Origin of the sequence: Methylomonas fluvii (assembly GCF_014850975.1) — a bacterium.
Lineage (GTDB): Bacteria > Pseudomonadota > Gammaproteobacteria > Methylococcales > Methylomonadaceae > Methylomonas > Methylomonas fluvii.
In genome coordinates this window covers 124,501-145,667 of the sequence record NZ_JACXST010000001.1, presented here as the reverse complement: position 1 = coordinate 145,667, position 21,167 = coordinate 124,501, and the positions used below count along the sequence as shown (strand labels likewise).

Sequence of the window (21,167 nt, the reverse complement as noted above, 5' to 3'; positions counted from 1 at the left end):
CGCGCTTAGGTACGGTATTCAGCGTTGATTTTCACGTAATCGTAGGAAAAGTCGCAAGTCAGCACTTCCTCGCTAATCACGCCGCGTCCCAGTCTGACGGTGACGACGATTTCCTCCTGATTCATCACGCGCTGGCCGTCTTGCTCCGTGTAAGAGCGGGCTCTGCCGCCGTTTTCGACGATGCACACCGTGCCTAGATAAATTTCGATTTTATCCAGATCCATGTTTTCGACCCCGGCCCGGCCGACCGCCGCCAGAATCCGACCCCAGTTCGGGTCGCTGGCAAAAAACGCTGTTTTCACCAGAGGTGAGTGAGCAATGGTTTTGGCGACTTGCACCGCCTCAGCGCTGTCGCGGGCTTGTTCGACCACAATGCGCATCAGCTTGGTAGCGCCTTCGCCGTCGCGAATAATCAGTTCCGCCAGGCGTTTGCAAACCGTCATCACGGCCTCGGCGAAGGCCGCATACTCCGCGCTGCCGGCCAAAATTTCCGGGGCTGCGCTACTGCCGCTGGCTAATAGCACGCAGGCATCGTTAGTTGAGGTATCGCCGTCTACGGTAATGCGATTAAAGGATTTTTCCGCTGCCGCGGACAAACATTGTTGTAACAAGGATTGCTCGATACGGGCATCGGTAGCCACAAAACCCAGCATGGTCGCCATATTGGGTTGAATCATGCCGGCGCCCTTGGAAATGCCGGTGATCGTCACCGGATGGCCGGCTATATCGATGACGAGCGAAGCGCCCTTGGGAAAGGTGTCGGTCGTCATAATGGCGCGCGCGGCTTTGTCCCAATGGCTTTCAGCTAGGTTTTCGACGGCGCTCGGCAATGCCGCCGTGAGTTTTTCCACCGGCAGCGGTTCGCCGATGACGCCGGTAGAGAACGGCAACACTTGTTGCGCCAAGGCCTCTACTTCCCCAGCCAGATTGGCGCAGCAAGCGAAGGCATCTTGCAAGCCTTGCTTGCCGGTCCCGGCATTGGCGTTGCCGGAATTGACCAGCAACCAACGCGGGTTTTGCGACAAATGCGCTTTGGCGATATGCACTGGTGCCGCGCAAAAGGCATTTTGGGTAAATACTGCCGCGCAACTACCGCCGTCCGCCATTTCGATGACTAAAATATCGTCGCGGACGGTTTGTTTGATGCCGGCATTGCAGGTGCCGAGTTTGATGCCTTTGACGGCATGCATGGTGGGGAAGTCGATTTGTCCTACTGCCATAGTTGTAACCTGTTAATACTAATTAGCTGTTCTACTTTGTGTCGCTATCGCGACGGCTTGATTTAACGTCGGGTCTCGGCCCGACAGCCGAGGTACTTTTCTTTGCTTGTCCAAAGAAAAGTACCCAAAAGAAAAGACACCCGGATGCCGCTTATTCCCTGCGCTCCTCGCTTTTGAACGGGGTTGTCGAAGGGGCTTCCTGCCCCTTCGACAACGTGCGGCATCCATGCCGCACCCCTACGGGCTATTCCGTCCAAAAGCTCCGGTGCTCGGCGCGGCATACGGGACAAAACCGTCCCGTAATTTAGATACACTTCGTGGCCTTAACCTTAACACCACATTCAAATGTAGTGTGGGCAACGCTTTTTTGCCCACCTTGTTGAGCCGATAACTATAAAACCGCGTGGACACAAACAGCCGTGCCCACCCTACCGGGCTTGATTCAAAATAAGTAGGGTACGCATCGCGTACCATGTTCAAATGGCTGGCCGCTTAAAACTCAAAAAGGTACGCGGTGCGTACCTACGTGGCTTACCGCGTTTCATTACCTTGCGCGTATCTCATCAACGAACACACCAGCCCTTGAGATCCGGCCAGCCACGGTTACAGCTTCGCCAACCGCAGGCACTCTACCTGATATGGCTTTGTCGAGGCAGACTGTGGCCGAGTTGCCGTTTATGATGATTTCTGCGTTTTGATGGCAACCGCGCGAACCTGAATGGTAAGCGGCAACACTAAGCATCTTTGCTTCGTGACCTTCAGTTGGCGAACCAAAAATCCACCCATACAATGCTAACCAGCCTAGTGGAGATATAGCGACTATGATCGAAGATGTAGCAACCATGCCGGGAAACACAAGAAGCCAGCGGACCCACCAAGTAGGGTAGTGTTTCGCCCAGATGTGATTTTTGTGCTGAAGGGAAAACCATATCCAAGCAGAAATGATAGCTAAGAATGCCGTCAACCAAGGGAACGCAGCGCGGTATTGATTCGCGGCTGAAAAGACAAATTGGTTGCCTATGGTAAGCTCCAAGGAAAAACCAGCAAAAACAGTCGCTAGAGCGATTATAGAAAGAAGATTCCACTTTGGGGAAACGAATCCATTTGCATAGGCTTGTGACGCATAAATATCGACTACTACTTCAGCGGTTTCTTTGTTTTGTCTGGCAGTAATGGCCTGCAGTTGTTCTCCAAAGTGTGTGGTGATAGCCTCTTCGGATGCGCCGCGATGCCGAAGCTCCTTTACGTTCCTGCAGATGGCGTCCAGTTCTGTTGTGGGATTCCAATGGGGGATAACGTTTTCTGTCGCGTCGCGTGGAGACGAACGAACGGTCGAGTGAGCTTTACTGTTTCCAATATCAGTCATGATTCTGACGCCAAAGAAGTTTTTAGATGGTTTCTGTATATCATCCATTTCCGTAAATAAAGCAATTCTTACTATCGCGACGGTTTTCCTCCCGTATGCTGCGCCGAGCACCGGAGCTTTCGGCGGGAATAGCCCGCAGGGGTGCGGCATGGATGCCGCACATCGACAGAGGGGCAGGAAGCCCCTTCTGTCGATCCCCGTCGAAAGCTTCGGCGCGCAGGAAAAAAGCGGCATCCGGGTGTCTTTTCTTTTGGATACTTTTCTTTGGACAAGCAAAGAAAAGTATCTCGGCTGTCGGGCCGAGACCCGACATCTAAAACCCGTCGCGACAGCGACACAACCAACCAAACAGCTCAGCCTACTTCCAACACAATCACATACTCCCCACCATCCGCCCGAGTCTCCAACACCCGATGCCCATTAATCCGACACCAAGCCGGAATATCCTGCATCACGCCCGGATCAGTGCACTCGACAGTCAGCACGTCGCCGGTCACCAGGGTTTTGACTTTGTCCTGAGTGCGGATCACCGGCAACGGACAAAGCAGGCGGCGGGCGTTCAAAACATGTTCACTCATACGAACCACTCTTGCGGAATGTCGTCGGCAAGCAAAGGTTTAACGAAAACATTGCGCTCGTTGCCTTCCCGGTCGCGGATGGTCACTTCCACCTGCTCGGCTTCGCGGCCTTGGCCGTAGCGGGCGGTAATCTGAGCGGCCTGCAGCAAATCGTCTTCGCTGGGCGTGCCGTCGATTAAGGCCAGCGGGCCGCGATGGCTGGCGCAGTTCATACTCATAAATTCTTTTTTATAACCGCTCATGAAGCGGGCTTCGCCGTCCTCGCGCGCTATGATGACTTTGAAATGTGGTTTGGGGCGAATGTGGCGGCCCACTTTCAGCAGCATCACGTCGTCCAGATCGTAATCCCGCTCGCCGCGTGCTTTCCATAGATCAACCAACTTCAATGAATAGGCTTCGTCGGTCAAAAAGCAGCAGCCGCCGGCGGGTTGGGCGTAGTCAGTAAATCCATATTCTTTCGCCAAGGTCATTTGCGGTTTGCGTGACCGGCCGCTGAAACCAAACATTTTCTCGCGACTGATCCAGCCTTCGCGTTCCGGCAACGTGGCGGGTAGGTTTTGCGCGGACAAGGGTCTGACCAGTAAATCGTCGGCACCGGATTGAGCGGCGACGATGGGCATGGTTTGCTTGCGCTGCGACATCGGGCGTTGGCCGACCACTTCGCCGGTGATGATGAAATCAAAGCCGTTTTCCACCATCCACTGTTTGGCCTTGTTGACCATGAAAATCTTGCAATCCAGGCAAGGATTGAGATTGGCGCCGTAACCGTGCTTGGGGTTTAGAAGGACGTTTTTGTATTCTTCGATAACATCGATGATATGCAGCTTGATGCCCAGCTGCTCGGCCACCCACAGCGAGTTGTTGCGTTTGACCTTGTCGGCGTCTTGCTTGCGTATCGCGTGGGTGTGGCCTTCCACGCAAAAGCCGGTGAAAAAATTGATGCCCTCGACATGGATACCTTGCTCAAGGATGGCTTGGGTAGCCAGCATGGAGTCCAGGCCGCCGGAAATCAGCGCCACCGCTTTTCTTTGTTGACTCATAAATCGGATGTCTAGCAGGAAAAACGCCGCATTATACTGTGGATTTCAGCAATATGCGGCGGTGAGCAACGCGGGCAAACAATTAATTGGGCAAATTTCGGCGGGAAAATCCACCAAAAAATCAGGGGTTTGCCCTGGTTGGTCGCTGATTCGCCGGCCGCTGATGGCCGGCGAAGCGATGGCTTTAAATTCTGAAATGGCCAACCGTCTGGCGTAATTGATTGGCCAGTTCAAGCAACTCGTGGCAGGCATCGGCGGTGTGTTTGGCGCCGCTGGAGGTTTCTTGGGACACATGGCTGATATTGCTGACATTACGGTTAATTTCTTCCGCGACCGCTGTCTGTTGCTCCGCGGCGGTGGCGATCTGATTATTCATGTCGTTGATGGTAAATATTCTCTCGCTGATGGTATTGATCGAATCCCCAGCCGAAGCGGCTTGCTCAACGCTGGAGGCGGCGCGTTTTCTGCCGTTTTCCATCACCGAAACCGCTTGTTTCGCCCGGCCTTGCAGCCTTTCTATGGTTTGCCTGATTTCCAGCGTCGAGTTTTGCGTGCGACTGGCCAAGGTTCTGACTTCATCCGCCACCACTGCAAAGCCGCGGCCTTGCTCGCCGGCGCGGGCCGCTTCAATCGCCGCATTCAACGCCAATAAATTGGTTTGCTCGGCGATGCCCTGAATCACGCTCAATACTTCGCCTATGCTGTTGCTGTCGGTTTCCAGGTCGTGAATCACATTGGCGGCATTTTCCACTTCGGTGGCTAATTCGTTAATACCGCCAACCGCTTGCGTGACGATATTTTTGCCCGACGTGGCTTCCCGGTCTGCATTTTCGGCGGCTTCGGATGCTTTGACCGCGTTTTTGGCGACCTCTTGTACAGTCGATGTCATTTGTTTCATCGCATTAGCCACCAGCGTGGTTTCTTGCAATTGCTTCTCTACGCCTTGTTGGGTGGATTGGGTGATGGTTGCCAGTTTGTTGGCTGCCTGCGCCAGCCGGTCGCTGGTCACGCTGATTTCTTCAACGGTTTTGGCGATTTTCTTCACGAAGGCATTAAAACTGGAGGCCACCCAGGCAAACTCGGATTTACCCGATGCGCTGAGCCTGGCGCGCAAATCGCCGTCTCCGCTGCAAATGGCTTGCAGGTTCAGCGCCAATGCGGTCAGTGGGCCGATGATGATTTTGCTCATCACCAGATAACCGGTGATACCGACGATTAAAAGCGTCAAACCCAAAAAGCCGATAGCGTAAAACACGGTTTGCTTCAACTCGCTAAAGGCGGTGCTGAAGGGGGTGATGATTTCGAATGCGCCGTGCAAGTCGCCGGTTCGGCGGTTTTCCATGGCATAACCGAGTAAATCCTGGCCCTTGCCGTTGCCCCACAAGTCTTGCGAGGTTTGCGGGTCGCCGTGGCAAAGCTCGCATTGTTTGGTCATTTTCACCGGTCTGAAATAGCGAATTTCTTGTTTTTCCTCGTCGACCATGCTGTATTCGGTTAGCGCCGGGTCTTTTTGGAATTTGTCCAAAACCTGTTGTTCCAGTTGGTCCGGCATGTTTCTGGGCGGATTGCGCGGATTAAGTGCCGGCGCTTTAAAACGAAAACCGCCTTCCTTGGCTTTGGCTTCTATCACGTTCCAGGCATTGGCGGTGGGGACTGTCGCGACAATCAACGACCGGCGGCTGGCTTCATCCTTGCCTTGTACTAACTGCCGGAGGTATTCCGGCGAATAAAGGCCGCTTTGCCACTTTTCGGTCACATTGTCGCGAATTGATTCGGATAGCAGCAGCAATTGCCGGGACGATTCAATCTTGCGGCCTATCAGTTTTTGTTTTTCGATGTTGGCAAACATCAACAACAAGCCCAAGCCTAGGATGAAGAGTATGCCCGTGGTTATTGCCACCACTTTGACTCCGACCGAATGCCAGTTCATTAAGAACATAAGATTTCCCCCGTTAAATTTATTGTTATAAGAGTGAGTGAACCGGCAGACGGACGATCAAGCATGCCATGCCGCCAAGTGGTGTAGAAAATCAATGGGGGCTTAAAATGACGACCATTTAGCTGCCGTTACGGATGTTTTGTGGTCGAATCGCCCTGTTCAAGCTGTGTATAACGCGTTCGAACTCAGGTAATGGCATGGGCTTACCGAATAGATAGCCTTGAAAAGCATCGCAGCCTATACGCTCCAGGCAGATGCGTTGATCCTGGGTTTCCACGCCTTCCGCAATCACATTCAGGCCCAGATTGTGGCCCATGCCGATAATGGTTTGGGCAATTACGGCATCGTTAGGGTCAACGATAAGGTCACGCACAAAGCTTTGATCAATTTTGAGTTGGCTAAGCGGCAGCTTCTTTAGATAACTCAGTGAGGAATAGCCGGTGCCGAAGTCGTCCATCGAAAAACGCACGCCCAATGATTTCAGCGTTTGCATTTTTTCGATGGCGTCTCCGACATCGTGCAATACCATGCTTTCGGTCAGTTCCAGTTTGAGTTTCGCCGAGTTGGCGCCCGAGTTGTTAAGAATTCGGCAGATCGATTCGACGAAATCGGCTTGACGGAACTGTCTGGCGCTCACATTGACGGCAAGCTGTAAATGCTGGGTGAGCGGATTTTGTTCCCAGGCCTTTAGTTGCTCGCAGGCGCATTGCAACACCCATTCGCCGATAGGCAGAATCAACCCGGATTCTTCGGCTAGTGGGATAAACTCGGTCGGCGAAATCATGCCTTTTTGCGGGTGTTCCCAGCGTAATAGCACTTCTGCGCCAAAAATCTGGGCGTTTTTATCGACCTGTGGCTGGTAATGCAGGCTCAACTGGTCTTGGGCTTGGGCATGGCGCAAATCGAACTCCAGCAGTACGCGCGATTCCAATAAGGCCTGCATCTGCGGATCGAAGAAGCGCAGCGTGTTGCGGCCGGCATCCTTGGCCTGGTACAGCGCCGCGTCGGCGCGTCTCAGCGTGTCGTCGAACGAGTTGTTGTGTTCGTCGAATATGGCAATCCCGATACTGATGGAGCTGAGATGTTCCTTACCGTTTAACAACATGCCGGTATTGATGGCGCACAATATTTTGTGCGCAACGTCTTCGGCATTCGCGGTTGCCTCCGCTTGCGCGCTACCCAGATTTTCCAGCAGCACGATAAACTCGTCGCCGCCCAGCCGGGCAACGGTATCGCCTTGACGAACGCAGGTCTTTAGGCGCGAGGCAATTTCTATTAATAGCTGATCGCCGATTTGGTGGCCCTGGGTATCGTTAATCGTTTTGAAGTTATCGACATCGATCATCAACACCGCGCCATGCTTGTGCACGCAACGGCTGTTGTGTAAAGCCTGATGTAGCCGGTCTTGCAACAGGCGGCGATTGGGCAGGTCGGTGAGCGGGTCGTAGTAGGCCAGGCGGTGAATGGCGGCTTGCGCTTCCTTGTGCTGGCTAATGTCGGTAAAGGCCGCCACGTAGTTGCAGGTGTGGCCGTCCGCGCCGGTCACGACGCTGATCGTCAGCCATTTCGGATAGACCTCGCCGTTTTTGCGCCTGTCCCACACTTCGCCTTGCCAGAATTTCTCGCGCTTCAGAGCGGCCCACATTTCCCGGTAAAACTCTTGGCCGTGGCGGCCGGATTTTAAAATCGAGGGCTTGTTGCCGATTACTTCGTCCGGCTGGTAACCGGTCAACCGGGTGAAGGCGTTGTTGACGCGCAGGATGATATTATTTTCATCGGTAATCATGATCCCTTCCTGGGACTCGATCGCGCGCTCGGCAATGCGCAATTGACTCTCCGCCCAGCGGATGTTGCTGATGTCCCGGCTAATCACCACCATGCCTTTGCGTTGGCCGTTTTCCTGATAAATCGGCGTTTTGCGTACCTCTATTTCGATCAAACGCCCCTCGTCGTTGACAATGTGATCTTCGAACATGATCAAGTGCCCGGCCTTCCATACCGCTTCTTCATCCGAAAATAGTTTTATATGCTTGTCTAGTGTCTCCGGCTGTTGATCTGCCAGTTCCAGATAGGTCTTGCCCTGCCAATCCATGCCGTCAAATCGGAATAACTGTTGCGCGTGCTCATTGGCGAATAACAAGCGGCCGTCGCCGTCTTTGAACAGAATGGCGTCGGGAATGGCTTCTATCAGGCTGATGAGTTGCTGGCTGAGGGCTTTTAGTTTGCTTTCGCTTTCTTGTAGATCCTGTTGCGCCTGCGTGCGCACGGCAATTTCGGCTGCCAGTTGCCGATTGCTCGGTAGTTTCAATGCATGCGGCACCAACTTGAGCAGCAATATTGCCGCTGCCAAGGAGATGGTTGCCGTCAAGGCTTTTATGGTGGTATCCAACCAATACAAGGGTTGCCAGATCAGGAAGATGGACATCAAGTGCGATGCCCCGCAGGCCAGAATAAATGAGCTGAACATCAAATAGATGCCGCGAAATTTCAGGTCTCGGCGCTGCGATACGACATAAGCCAGAATGACGGCAATCGCGAAATAGGCTAGGGTGATTAAGGCATCGGAAATCACATACGACCAGAGCAGACCAGGCGTCCACTTCAGGCAAAACCCGTGCGGCATCAGTCCGCCCGCGCTGAAAAAATCGAAGAATGATGTTTTCACGCTAATTTTCCAGTACGGTTTGGTCTGGCCGTAACCGTGGACGGTTTTTTATGTATCGGGCAATCCTTGGCTAAACGCGGTTTTGTGGGCTCCAGGCAGTCATGGCAGGCGGCGCGAACGAATGGCGCGTGTTTGCTGAAGTATTTATCGAATATGCCAGTATCGAAAATCTGATGTACGTCGCCGCCACAGCCTTGCAGATGCAGTTCGACGCCGGCATGCATCCAGTCGCAGATTAGCGAGATAGTGGCAATACCGCACATATTGAATGTAGGGATATTCTCGAGCCTTATCTTGGCGCCGGCGCGCGGATTGGTTTTGGAGTGGGCCTTGCATGACGCCAGTAATTCACGGCATTTTGCAAACTCCAAGGTGTTACGGATAGTCACCTCAAACAATTCACCTGTTACCGATACTTGCATAGATGAACCCCGATACATTCAAAATTCTGGATTCTGCATCATATGTAAATGTGGGGCGTCTGAATATCAGTCAATCCGAAATTTCAGGCAAGTAAAAATGTAATTTTTTGTAGTCCATTTCCTGCTTATGCAGGCAAGGGGCTACATATTCAGGCGGTGTGCATCGTAGTAGCGGATCAATTCGGCGTTATTGCTGATGTGCAATTTTTCAAACAGCCGGGCTTTGTATGTGCTGACAGTCTTGTTGCTGATCGCCAGGTCCCTGCCGATGTCGTTAAGGCTTTGGCCCTTAGCCAATAACTGCAAGATTTGAAACTCGCGCTCGGATAGTTTTTCATGCGGTTTACTTGGCTCGGAGCTCTCGAATTCAAATACCATTTTTTCGGCGAGTTTAGGGTCGATAAAACGGCCGTCGCTGGCGACTCGGCGGATCGCTATCAGCAAGGTCTCCGGATCGTTATCCTTGGTTAGATAGCCATTCGCGCCGGTTTTTAGAGCGCGCGAGACGATTTGTAGTTCGTTGTGCATGCTCAAAATCAGGATGGGCAATGCCGGATATTGGCCGCGAATCCGGCTGATCATTTCCACGCCGCCTAGATCGGGCATGGTCAGATCCAGCAACACCAGATCAACGGAGTTTTCATCGAGAAAACTCAACAGTTGCTGGCTGTTTTCGGCCTCGCCGACGACGGTAATATCGGTGGAGAGTGCGAATAGTTGTTTCAGACCGCCCCGCACAATGGCATGGTCGTCGGCAATAATTAGTCGGATCATAGTTCTGGTCTTTTAGGGTTAGCCGGGATACGTACCTGGATAGAGGTACCTTGGCCCGGGGCACTGGAAATACTGGTTTCTCCGCCCAACATCAAGGAGCGTTCACGTATGCCGATCAGGCCAAAAGACTTGGTCTTAGTGGGCGCATGGGCGTCGAAACCACGACCATTATCGTCAATTTTCAGGCAATAGTGGTCCTTATCCAAATTGACGGCAATTTTTACCTGGCTGGCTGCCGCATGCCGCAGCACATTGGTCAGCGATTCTTGGGCGATCCGAAAAATCACGATGGCGCATTCTTCGTCCATATCGAAATCATCTTCCGGATACAACAGATCGCACTGAATCCCGGATTGTTCCGCGAATTTTCTTACCAGCCACTCCAAAGCCGGCACGATTCCCATTTCTATCGCCGAGGGGCGTAACGAGGTTGCCACATCGCGGGTAACCTGGATGGTTTGGTCCAGTAATTCCATGATGTTGCGGACTTGTTCCGCCAGCCCCCGGTTGCTGATGGCGAATTTCATACGCAGCAGCGACATTTCCATGCGCAGAGCAGTCAACATTTGTCCCAGTTCGTCGTGAACTTCGCGGGCCATGTGCTTGCGTTCTTCTTCACGGGCCTTTTCTCGGCGGGCGGCCAGTTGCCGCAATTGCAAGCGGGACGATTCCAGGTCTTTTTCTATTATTTTCAGCTCGGTGATGTCCTGCGATGTGCCTATGCCGCGCAGGAAACTGCCATCCCCGGCAAATGCCAGGTCGGCGCGTTCCCTAAGCCATTTTATTTTACCGTTCGCTACGATACGGTGTTGGATGTCGTAAGGCGCGCCACGCATGGCAGCCTGCCAGGCGCGGCGCACGTAATGACGGTCAGCCGGATGGACACATTCCAAGAAGCGCTTGTAGCTTATCGGCGTGCCCAAAGGCATGCCGAATATTCGGTAATTTTCGTCAGACCATTTCAGAGAACGCTCTCTGATGTTCAAGGACCAACTGCCTAAATGCGCCTGGGCTTGGGCGTTAGCCAGATGCGCTTCGCTTTCGCGCAAGGCATTTTCGATCAACTTAAAATTGCTGACATCCATGTTGACTCCGACGATTTTTTGCCCGCCGCTCTTGGGGTCGCCGACTATGATGGCTGAAGCCTGAATGAAGCGTAAGACGCCGTCGCTCTGCCGGCGAATCCTAAACTCCCAATGCTTTTCCTGCTGGTCTCGAATCAGCTTGCGAAGGGTGGCTTCGGTACGCGGTAAGTCTTCGACCACCACCAAGGCCTCCCAGGTCTGGTAGTCTATGGGCGTCCCCAAAGGAATACCGAACATCTCGTACATGCGTTCATCCCAATCCCCGACGCCCAACGCCAGATCCCACTCGCAAATGCCGATTGCGGCGGCTTTGGTGGCCAAGCTCAAGCGTTCGCTGTAATTGCGGAGTCGCTCTTCCGCGCTGCGGCTTTCGGTTATATCGCGCGCCAAACCGATGGTGCCCAGTACATCGTCTTTATCATCGACGATGGGGGCTTTGATTGTTTCGGTCCAGGTTTCCCGTCCAGCGTCGAAGGCTCTCTCGGTCAGCGATATTTGTTGCCGAGTCAGCATCACTTCTTGGTCAACCGCGCGATAATGCTCAGCTAGGCCTTCCGGCCAGATCTCGAAATCAGTCACATCTTCTGAATCGCGTAGATGGTCGATGCCCACGGCGTTTAGCCAATGTTTGTTGGCTTGAATATATTTGCCGTTTTTGTCCTTCATCCAGGCCAAGAATGGCAGGCTATCGTACATCGCACGTAGGCGGGCTTCGGACTCGCTGACGCGTTTTTGCGCGAACTTCAATGCGGTAATGTCGGTCACCAAAACGAAAAACCCTTTCACTTGCCCTACCGTGCCATCAGGCAAATAGGCGGTTTGGGTATGACGAACTGCGCCCGCGACATTGACGATGGTGCGCTCAAAATACTGCGGTTCTCCTTTCAGCACGGCATCGATAAACGGCTTATTCAGCGTATAGAGATTGTCGCCGATGACTTCGCGAATATGTTTGCCGAGCAAGTTTTCGGAAGTAAAGCCGAACCATTCTTCATAGGCTTTGTTGCCAAATTTGTTGATAAGATTTTTGTCCCAGTAGCCGATCATCGCCGGCATATGGTTGAGGACGGAGCCTAAATTCTGTTGGCGCTCTAAAATTTCGGCATGTTTCTCCGGGTTGTTTGGCAACGAAATGTCCGAAAGTATCGTTAGCCATGCCGATATAGTGCCATGCCGATCCGGTAGGCCTCGACCGCTAGCGCTGACGCGGACATTGCTGCCGTCTGCGCGCCTTACACTTAATTCGATAGCTTCCGCCATGCCTGGGCCAACAGGCTGGAAACACGGTAAAAGCCCAACAGGAAAAGGCGTGTTGCCGTCCGCGGCAAACAGGTAATGTCGATTCTCCCAATCGGCTGTTGAGCCAATCCCCAGCAAAAGTTCGGCGCAGCGGTTGACGCAGATGATTGTGTGCGTTGCGTCGAAAACGATGACGGCTTCTTTAATGCTGTCTATGATCCCGTAGAGCAAGTCGGTTTCATGGGCAAAATTACTCAAGTTGAGTCGGCGGTTTGGCATCTCGACGAATTAGCAATGGTTTGGGAATGCAAGCATAAACGAGCTATTACATTTTCTGGCAAAGAAATTAACGGGCATGCTCGAGCAATCGAGCGAATAGAGTCCCGGCTTCACTTGTCGGCGGATTGGCCTACACTTTGGGCATATCAATTCGAGAGTCGCCCGCATGGAATTTAAAGACTATCTAAAAATCCTCGTCCAACACGATGGTTCGGACCTTTACCTGACGGCGGGCGCTCCGCCGGCGGCCAAGTTCCAAGGCAGCTTAAAACCGCTGGAAAACGTCAAACTTAGCCGTGAACGTATCAAGGAGATTGCCGACGGCATCATGGACGCCGAGCAACGCGCCGCCTTCGAACAGGTGCCGGAAATGAATCTGGCTATCACCGAAGAAGGAATCGGACGGTTTCGGGTGAATATTTTTAAACAGCGCAATTGCCACGCCTTGGTGATCCGCAACATCAAGGTCGATATTCCCAGTGCCGACGCCTTGGGCTTGCCGCAAATCCTGAAAGATAAAATCATGGAAAAGCGCGGGCTGATTTTGTTCGTCGGCGGCACCGGTTCCGGTAAATCGACATCGTTGGCAGCCTTGATCGATTATCGCAACAGCAACTCGTCCGGGCATATCATCACCATCGAAGACCCTATCGAGTTTGTGCATCCGCATAAAAAATCCTTGGTCAATCAACGTGAAGTGGGGGTCGATACCCTCAGTTATGAAGATGCGCTGAAAAACACCTTGCGGCAGGCGCCGGATGTGATTCTGATTGGCGAAATTCGCAGTCAGGAGACCATGGAACACGCTTTGGCTTTTGCCGAAACCGGGCATCTTTGCTTGTCCACATTACATGCCAATAACGCCAATCAGGCTTTGGATCGGATCATCAACTTTTTCCCGGAAGAGCGCCGTCCGCAGTTATTGATGGATTTGTCCTTGAATCTGCAAGCCTTTATTTCCCAACGTCTCGTGCCTACTGTCGAAGGCAAGCGGGTGGCAGCTATCGAAATTTTGCTGGGCACGAAATTGGTCAGCGATTTAATCCATAAAGGCGATATTCACGCCATCAAGGAAGCGATGGAAAAATCCGAAAATATTGGCATGCAGACTTTTGACAGCCATTTGCTCAAACTCTACAAAGGCGGTGTGATCACCTTGGAGGAGGCCTTGCGCAATTCGGATTCGCCGAATAATTTAAAACTGAAAATCAATTTGAGCGAAGGTTTGGGGTCGGCGACCAAAAATCCCAGTTCGTTGGCCGGCGGTCTTGCTTTGGAAGAAATCACCAAGAAAGAGGGTGATGAGGAAAGTGGGGGGCATTAAGGAAATTCCAAAGAATGTCTCAAAAATCCTTGCTTTGTCGTTGCAACGAAAGCGGGAAGCCGGGAAATTCAAAAAACTGGATTGCCTGTTGTGGGAATGACGGGGCTATCAAGACATAAAAACCGACGATGGGCCATTTTGCCAGCGAGTGGCAATCGATAGTTCCGCTTGATACGCTTCGAATTCCAATGGAATCAGCGTGTGCACAGATCCTAAAACTGATTTGAACAGGCTAGGATAAGTCTGTGATGCTGAGGATCTTATAAACCTCGTAGGCCGGCTGCTGATAAGGATGGCAAGCCAGCAAGGTTTGCACCACCGTTTTAATTAAATCATCGGCGCAGACCATTTCTATCTTATATTCGGCGACCTGCTCTATTTCACCGATACTGCCCAGATAGGGCTCGCTACCGACAAGAGGTCGGAATTGGCCCTCTCCCAGCACTTGCCAGGCACAACTGTCGTAATCGCCGATACGCCCGGCGCCCTGCTCGAACAACGCTTGTTTCAGCTGCTCGGCATGGCTCACCGGCACATAAAAACTCAGCTTATACATAGTGCCGGATGCCCACTGACCATGCCGTGCAGCTTATGGTTACGGACATCAGCCGGTAGCCAGTAAAAACACGCCCCACAGCACCACTACCAGCGTAATTTCCTCGATCATGTTGATGGCGGCCTGTCGGTCCGCTCTGTTCAGCATGGCTGTTTGATTGGCTTTTTGATCGCGCATATGAACGGATTGATGAAGCATAATCTCCTCCTAGTGGTGGTTGGTATAGCTACGCATTTGTCCGACTAATACCCCTTGTATTTCCACTTGCTCGGGCCGGTAACGCATGGCCTGCATCGAGGAATTGGCGGGAATTAGCAGGGTTTCGTGTGGGTACTGCTCGATAAATTTCAATGTTGCTTCGGCTTTTTCGACCAATGCCACGACGATTTCGCCGTTACGGGCATGGCTGCGTTGTTCGATGATGACCCAGTCGCCGTCGAAGATGCCTTCTTCCTGCATCGAATCCCCCTTTACTTTCAGTACATAACAAGGGTTCTCGGTTTTCAATTCTTCCGGCACTGCCATATAAGAAATGTTTTCGATCGCTTCTATCGGTCTGCCGGCAGCTATGGTGCCGACAAAAGGCAACATGCCGGATGCTTCGGTTTTGTTAAGCAGCGATTTGGCATGTTCGGTCAGGCGGATGCCGCGTTGCTTGCGTTCCGGTGCTTCTATCAAATCGGCATCGATTAACGCCTTAATCTGGCTATGCAAGGAACCGCGTGATTTCAAGCCCATCGCTGCGCACAATTCTTCCAGTGTCGGCGGATGACTGAATAGCTCCTGGTTTTGTAGCAGGAAGTCGAAAATTTCTTGTTGTTTACGGGTAAGTGTCATGGTTGTTCTGTATTTGTTTTGATAAAGCATACAATGAAAACAAATACAGAACAAATAAAATTTTCAAGTTCTCGGAAAAACTTTCTGCTTGTGGGCTGTTGCAGGTTGGGTGACGTAAAGCGGGCTTCTCGAAACCGCTATGTTTAACGCGGTTCTTAAGTTTCCTGAGGCCGCCATTCCCGAGAAGAGGGGGCTCCAGTGCAGCAACTGGGCTCCCGGCTTGGGAGCTAGCTTATTGAGGCGCGGGGTTAATAGCTGTCGCGTAAATGTCAGTGGGGCTGAAACACGTCATTTTGCAAAAAACGCATTTTCGGAGCGATTGCAACTTTGGGGACCCCCAGTAGAAATTCGCTGCTGGCATTTCTTAGGGACGGAGGATTGGTGTTTATCGAAAGTGCTATTTGCTTGCGTCAGTGACGCATTTTTTGGTGAAGCTGTTTTTGGCCGCGCCTTTCAAATTTTTCTCAGCTGCTTTTGCATCGCAACTGGCTTTAGCGGCAGTGATTTTGGCGTCTTTCTCGCATTTTTTAAGAAAGCTATTTTTGGCGGCGCCAGCCAGTTTTTTTTCAGTCGCCTTCGCTTCGCAATCTGCGTCGGCCGCATACGTCGTTTGGCTTAAGAAAAATAAAGCTACGATTGCCAAAATAATGTTTTTCATGGTTCATCCTCCGAATAATTAATAGAGCGCTTATTTGGTCATTGCTGAGGTTTGGATGGCTCTCGCAATTGACCGTCTGTTGCTTGTCGTTTAAAGCGAGAGGTCTTTATGCCTCAACAATTGTTATATTCAAAGCAAGCGGCTAAGTGTCGTGTGAGGAACGATTGTCTCAGCCGCAAAAGCTAGCCCTTCAGCACGATGGTTTCGACTTGGTCACCGCCTCTGGCCGACAGCGTGATTTTGTCCTCTTGGGCTAACCAACCGATACTTCTTTGAATGATGGCCTCTTCCTCCGGGAGTACATAAACTAATTTGGCGACCGGTGTCGCGCCGTTTTCAGCCAAATGATGCCAGATAACCCCCGCGGTTAAACCTATGCGTTCAAGCATGGAAATCTCGACTGGCGCAGTGCCACTTGGCTCGGCTTGCACAGTAGACTCTACTTGGGCGGCTTTGGGCTTTGGATTGGCTTTTTTCGCGGCTGCTTTAGCGGTGGCCGCTTCTGGGGCTTTTTCGATACTTTCCGGGGCGGTCAGTGCTTCAGCCGCTGCTTTTACGGCCTTAGGCGTTTTAGTTGCTTTGGGTTTAGCTTTGGCTTGGGTTTTGCCCGGTGCGGCGGCGGAGGTATCTTGTGCTGTTTTAACGGCAACCGATTTGCTAGGGGATTTTTTAGTCGCTTTCGCTGGAGCAGGCTTTTCAGTGGCAGAGACAGTTGTTTCAGATGTTGGCTTAGTTTTTTTCATATTGGCTTTCGACGGTCAAGGATAGAGTTGTTTCCAGTGTTCGAGCTTACTGTATTGCGTTACGGAGAGTCTAATCGAGATTTTAACCGGATTTACAAATCGATTGTTTGTTAAACCCGCGGCCATAAAAAAACCGGTATCAGCTCAGCCGATACCGGTTTGATATAACGAGCTCAAGCTGTAATTAGTGTACGTCTTTCCAGTACTCTTTTTTCAGCAGATAAGCCAGAGCGATAAACATCAGGATAAAGAACAGCACGTATTTACCCATTTGTTGTCTTTCCAATTGTACCGGTTCGCCAACGTAAACCAGGAAATTGACCAGGTCGTTGACCATTTTGTCGAATTCCTTGGGTGTCATTTGACCGGGTTGTTCCAGTTTCAGACCGGTAATAACGTCATGGCCGTCAATTTTCTGCGTAATCGCCGACTGCGTACCTTGCAGTTGCCAGAACACGTTGGGCATGCCGACATCAGGGAACACGACATTGTTAACGCCTAAAGGTGCTTTTCCCGGCTCGGCATAGAAGCTGCGCAGATAGGTGTACAACCAGTCGGCGCCGCGCGAACGGGCAATCAGCGATAAATCCGGCGGCGTGGTGCCAAACCATTTTTCCGCGTCGTGCGCGTTCATCGCCGAATGCATCTGATCGTAAATGCCGGCCCCGAAAGGCGCCACCACTTTCAGCACTTCAGTTTCATCCAGTTTCAAATCTATCGCGATACGTTTATAGCGGATGTGTTTTGCCGAATGGCAGCCCAAGCAATAGGTAACGTAATATTTCGCGCCGCGTTCCATAGCCATCGTATCGGTTAGGTCGATGTCGGCGCTATCCAACTTGACGCCGCTGCTGGCCAGCACGTTGAAAGGCAGCAAAAACAAAAGAGTGTAGAGTATCTTTTTCATGGCTTAATCCAGGCTCTTTTTCAGGTTTTTTGCAAAACGAATCAGTACGGCTGAGATGCCGGACCAGTTCGGCCTTTTCTTGGCGATAGTACCGCCGATATTGTCAGGAACTTGCTGTACCTCAACGACTTCATCGACTAAGGCCAGCAGAGCGGGAATGCGATCTTCCAGGCTCGGCTGGTCGGTCAGGCGATTCGGTACCGGTTTGGTTTTTTCCCAACGGGTATACAAAGGCATCAACAGGAAAAATCCGAAGTAAACTGCAGTCAATACCCGAGCAACCGTGGTGGCACCTGGCGTAGCAGGCTGAGTTCCCAAATAACCCAAACCGATAAACGCGACTACAAACAATGCCACGGCTTTTTTGAAGATGCCGCCACGGTAACGAATGGATTTGACCGGGCTGCGATCCAGCCAAGGCAGCATGAACAGCACCACAATCGCGCCGCCCATCGCAATCACGCCGGCAAATTTATCCGGTACCGCGCGCAGAATGGCGTAGAACGGGGTGAAATACCAGACCGGGGCGATATGTTCCGGGGTTTTCAAGGGATCAGCCGGGATAAAATTGGCGTGCTCCAGAAAGTAGCCGCCCAATTCAGGCATGTAGAAAATCACCGTGGCGAAGAAGAACATGAACACGCCGACACCGACGATGTCCTTGACGGTATAGTAAGGGTGGAAGGGAATGCCGTCGACCGGATGTCCCCAAGGATCTTTTGACAGCTTGATTTCAACGCCGTCAGGGTTGTTGGAACCCACTTCGTGCAGCGCTACGATATGCAGGAATACCAGGATCAACAATACCAGCGGCACAGCGATGACGTGAAACGCGAAGAAGCGGTTCAGCGTGGCGTCGGACACCACATAGTCGCCACGCACCCACAGTGATAACTCGTCGCCGATCACTGGAATCGCGCTAAACAAGGAAATAATTACCTGGGCGCCCCAGTAAGACATTTGGCCCCAAGGCAGCAAATATCCCATAAACGCTTCCGCCATCAAACAGACGAAGATCAGCATGCCGAAGATCCAGATCAGTTCGCGCGGTTGCTTGAACGAGCCGTAAATCAGGCCGCGGAACATGTGCAGATAGACGACGATGAAGAACGCCGAAGCGCCGGTGGAATGCATGTAACGCACCAGCCAACCCCAGTTGACGTCGCGCATGATGTATTCGACCGAATCGAAAGCCAGTTTGGCGTCCGGCTTGTAATTCATGGTCAGCAAAATGCCGGTGATGAACTGATTGACCAACACCAATAGGGCCAACGAGCCGAAAAAATACCAGATGTTAAAGTTTTTGGGCGCGTAGTAATGCGCCATGTGTTCATTCCACAAATCGGAGAGTGGAAAACGCTCCAGCAGCCATTCGCTGCATTGATTCATTTTTCGCTTCATGCTGGGTTTGCCTCGCTTTCTTCGCCAACGACAATCAGATTGTCTGTTTCATATCGATAAGGCGGTATTTCAAGATTGGTAGGGGCGGGAACGCCGCGATACACACGACCGGCCAGATCGAACCAGGAGCCGTGACACGGGCAAAAGAAACCACCTTTCCAGTCCGGGCCTAAATCGTTAGGGGCAATTTCCGGGCGAAACGTGGGCGAGCAGCCTAAATGCGTGCACAGGCCGACCGCGACAAAAATTTCCGGTTTAATGGAACGCAGCGGATTTTTGCTGTTCTCCGGCTGCATGGATTCGTTGGATACCGGGTCCGCCAGTTTGCTGTCCAGCGTCGCCAGAGTGGATATAACCTCCGGCGTTCGATTCAAGACCCACACCGGCTTGCCGCGCCAAGCTACACGAATTAGCTGGCCGGGTTCCATCTTGCTGATATCGACATCGACGGGAGCCCCCGCGGCCATGGCTTTGGCGCTGGGCTGCATTTGCGAGAGAAAGGGGACGGCCAAATAGCCGGCACCCACTGCACCAACCACCGACAGTGCCGAGGTCAGAAACTGGCGTTTGGAATGATCGACGCCTTCGTGGTTCATAAGTAACACTCCTGATGATGTGATGTATATCGCGATACATCGATTATTATAATTTTCAGCAAATATACCCTACTGTCCGTGATTATTGAAATTGTTCTTGCGACAGCGCTATTCAAGGGTTTCAGGCCTTTGCGGATAGTGAGAATCATCACTTTAAAGCAACTGCCAACGCGCTTAAAAAGGCTTGATTTTCTTCCGGTTTCCCGATGGTGACGCGCAGGCAATTGTGTAACAGCCCGCCTTGTGGGGACAGATTCTTGATCAACACGCCTTGCGATTTCAAAGAGGCAAATACGTCGTCTGCGGCTTTGTTGAGGGTGCGGAACAAAATGAAGTTAGCGGCGCTAGAGTAGGCGCGAACGCCGGGTGTCTCGTCTAAGGCTTGAAAAACTAAAGCGCGCTCTTCTCGCAGCGTTTGGGTTTGTTCTAGCAGAAACTCGCCATGATCCAACGCAAAGCCCACCGTGATTTGGGTCAGGCTATTGATGTTGTAAGGTAAGCGGACTTTATGCAACTGCTCCACAATTGCCGAATTGCCGGCCAGAAATCCCAGGCGTAAGCCGGCCAGCCCCAACTTGGAAACGGTACGCATCACCAGTAAATTAGGATAATCTCCCATCTCGCCGATAAAACTGGCGTCGGCAAACGGCGCATACGCTTCGTCAACCACTACCAAGCCGGGGGCTAGGCTAAGTATTTCCTTGATGGCGTCGGCATCGAATAAGTTGCCGGTGGGATTGTTGGGATAGGCGATAAAAATCAGGGCAGGTCGTGATTCGGCAATCGCTGCGCGCATGGCCGGCATGTCCAGTTCAAAACTGTCTGCCAGCAATGGCACGCCAAGGTAACGCAGGCCCAGGCTTTGTGCCACTTGCTTGTACATCACAAAACCGGGTTCCGGTGCCAACACAGCGGCATCGGCGCTTAAAGCCATTAGTAATATTTGAATGATTTCGTCTGAGCCGTTGCCGAGCAGCAAGGCGGCTTGCTCCGGAATGCCGTTAGCTCGGCGCAATGCGACCGCCAGGGTCTTGGCTTCCGGGTCCGGGTAGCGGTTGATCGGGCAGGTTTTCAGTGATTCCAACCAGCGTGCTTGAATGTCTTCCGGCCAGCTATAAGGATTTTCCATGGCATCGAGTTTGATGAAGTTGCTGGCATCGGCGACATGGTAGGCCGACATGGACAAGACTTCGGAGCGGAACAGCGTTTCGAGCGGTTGGGTTGGCATGTAGTCAAACTCTGCGGAATTGGAACAAGCGGCATTGATATTACACCCTAGCAAACTGGGTTGGCCGCGAGGGCAAAAAAACGGCGGATTTTAACAAAGCGGAGGACGAACGTATAACCTTGAAAACCAGCCTATTGCGTCCCCGTTGACGCGAATCGCTCGCTGCGGTGCGGGCGGATACGGCGCGGGGATAATAACACTGCTTGCTGGAGGTGGCAAAGGGATTAGGCTGCAGAGTGGGCTGATTTGCCTTTGAATCTGGTGATGCTCAGACAATACGCTTTATGGCGGGTCAAGCAGTAAGTCAGGT

The 21,167-nt window shown here is 52.1% G+C and carries 19 protein-coding genes; 1 reads left to right on the top strand and 18 read right to left on the bottom strand.

Annotation, left to right across the window (positions count from 1 at the left end):
• Positions 1 to 5: 5 nt before the first annotated feature.
• From argJ to EBB_RS00625, 9 genes are all read right to left on the bottom strand, one after another.
• Positions 6 to 1,220 (bottom strand): bifunctional glutamate N-acetyltransferase/amino-acid acetyltransferase ArgJ, encoded by a 1,215-nt coding sequence (argJ, locus tag EBB_RS00665; RefSeq protein ID WP_192392022.1) that lies wholly within the window; start codon positions 1,218 to 1,220, stop codon positions 6 to 8.
• A 544-nt stretch (positions 1,221 to 1,764) separates the two neighbouring features.
• Positions 1,765 to 2,820, bottom strand: coding sequence for a hypothetical protein (locus EBB_RS00660; protein ID WP_195880848.1), 1,056 nt, complete (start codon positions 2,818 to 2,820; stop codon positions 1,765 to 1,767).
• Positions 2,821 to 2,939: 119 nt separating this feature from the next.
• Complete coding sequence (locus EBB_RS00655) at positions 2,940 to 3,164, bottom strand: sulfurtransferase TusA family protein (protein WP_192392020.1); 225 nt, start codon at positions 3,162 to 3,164, stop codon at positions 2,940 to 2,942.
• Entirely contained in the window at positions 3,161 to 4,204 is a 1,044-nt protein-coding gene (locus tag EBB_RS00650; protein WP_192392019.1) for a tRNA (5-methylaminomethyl-2-thiouridylate)-methyltransferase, read from the bottom strand. Before EBB_RS00650 ends, EBB_RS00655 begins: the two co-directional genes overlap by 4 nt.
• Positions 4,205 to 4,388: 184 nt before the next feature.
• Positions 4,389 to 6,143 (bottom strand): methyl-accepting chemotaxis protein, encoded by a 1,755-nt coding sequence (locus EBB_RS00645; RefSeq protein ID WP_192392018.1) that lies wholly within the window; start codon positions 6,141 to 6,143, stop codon positions 4,389 to 4,391.
• A 118-nt stretch (positions 6,144 to 6,261) separates the two neighbouring features.
• A complete protein-coding gene (locus tag EBB_RS00640; protein ID WP_192392017.1) occupies positions 6,262 to 8,808 on the bottom strand; it encodes a putative bifunctional diguanylate cyclase/phosphodiesterase in 2,547 nt (848 codons plus the stop codon).
• Complete coding sequence (locus EBB_RS00635) at positions 8,805 to 9,230, bottom strand: hypothetical protein (RefSeq protein ID WP_192392016.1); 426 nt, start codon at positions 9,228 to 9,230, stop codon at positions 8,805 to 8,807. Before EBB_RS00635 ends, EBB_RS00640 begins: the two co-directional genes overlap by 4 nt.
• Positions 9,231 to 9,371: 141 nt before the next feature.
• Complete coding sequence (locus EBB_RS00630) at positions 9,372 to 10,004, bottom strand: response regulator (RefSeq protein WP_192392015.1); 633 nt, start codon at positions 10,002 to 10,004, stop codon at positions 9,372 to 9,374.
• Positions 10,001 to 12,586, bottom strand: coding sequence for a PAS domain S-box protein (locus EBB_RS00625; RefSeq protein ID WP_192392014.1), 2,586 nt, complete (start codon positions 12,584 to 12,586; stop codon positions 10,001 to 10,003). The genes EBB_RS00630 and EBB_RS00625 overlap by 4 nt, the downstream gene beginning before the upstream one ends.
• Before the next feature lie 187 nt (positions 12,587 to 12,773).
• Between EBB_RS00625 and EBB_RS00620 the strand changes: the two genes are divergently transcribed.
• Positions 12,774 to 13,931 (top strand): PilT/PilU family type 4a pilus ATPase, encoded by a 1,158-nt coding sequence (locus EBB_RS00620; protein WP_192392013.1) that lies wholly within the window; start codon positions 12,774 to 12,776, stop codon positions 13,929 to 13,931.
• A 232-nt stretch (positions 13,932 to 14,163) separates the two neighbouring features.
• On the opposite strand, the gene EBB_RS00615 is transcribed toward EBB_RS00620, so the two are convergent.
• From EBB_RS00615 to hisC, 9 genes are all read right to left on the bottom strand, one after another.
• On the bottom strand, positions 14,164 to 14,487 hold the full coding sequence (locus EBB_RS00615) for a YqfO family protein (RefSeq protein ID WP_192392012.1): 324 nt from the start codon (positions 14,485 to 14,487) through the stop codon (positions 14,164 to 14,166).
• A gap of 48 nt (positions 14,488 to 14,535) precedes the next feature.
• On the bottom strand, positions 14,536 to 14,685 hold the full coding sequence (locus EBB_RS00610) for a hypothetical protein (protein WP_165385910.1): 150 nt from the start codon (positions 14,683 to 14,685) through the stop codon (positions 14,536 to 14,538).
• A gap of 9 nt (positions 14,686 to 14,694) precedes the next feature.
• Positions 14,695 to 15,324 (bottom strand): transcriptional repressor LexA, encoded by a 630-nt coding sequence (gene lexA, locus EBB_RS00605; RefSeq protein ID WP_192392011.1) that lies wholly within the window; start codon positions 15,322 to 15,324, stop codon positions 14,695 to 14,697.
• A gap of 397 nt (positions 15,325 to 15,721) precedes the next feature.
• Positions 15,722 to 15,982, bottom strand: a complete 261-nt coding sequence (locus tag EBB_RS00600; protein ID WP_192392010.1) for a hypothetical protein — start codon at positions 15,980 to 15,982, stop codon at positions 15,722 to 15,724.
• A 182-nt stretch (positions 15,983 to 16,164) separates the two neighbouring features.
• A complete protein-coding gene (locus tag EBB_RS00595) occupies positions 16,165 to 16,725 on the bottom strand; it encodes a winged helix-turn-helix domain-containing protein (protein ID WP_192392009.1) in 561 nt (186 codons plus the stop codon).
• A gap of 184 nt (positions 16,726 to 16,909) precedes the next feature.
• On the bottom strand, positions 16,910 to 17,632 hold the full coding sequence (locus tag EBB_RS00590) for a cytochrome c1 (RefSeq protein ID WP_192392008.1): 723 nt from the start codon (positions 17,630 to 17,632) through the stop codon (positions 16,910 to 16,912).
• Between the two features lie 3 nt (positions 17,633 to 17,635).
• Entirely contained in the window at positions 17,636 to 19,033 is a 1,398-nt protein-coding gene (locus EBB_RS00585) for a cytochrome b (protein ID WP_192392007.1), read from the bottom strand.
• Entirely contained in the window at positions 19,030 to 19,629 is a 600-nt protein-coding gene (gene petA, locus EBB_RS00580; protein ID WP_192392006.1) for a ubiquinol-cytochrome c reductase iron-sulfur subunit, read from the bottom strand. The genes EBB_RS00585 and petA overlap by 4 nt, the downstream gene beginning before the upstream one ends.
• Positions 19,630 to 19,777: 148 nt before the next feature.
• Positions 19,778 to 20,857 carry a histidinol-phosphate transaminase gene (gene hisC, locus EBB_RS00575; RefSeq protein ID WP_192392005.1) on the bottom strand — a complete coding sequence of 360 codons (1,080 nt, stop codon included), beginning with the start codon at positions 20,855 to 20,857 and terminating at the stop codon, positions 19,778 to 19,780.
• Positions 20,858 to 21,167: the final 310 nt, after the last annotated feature.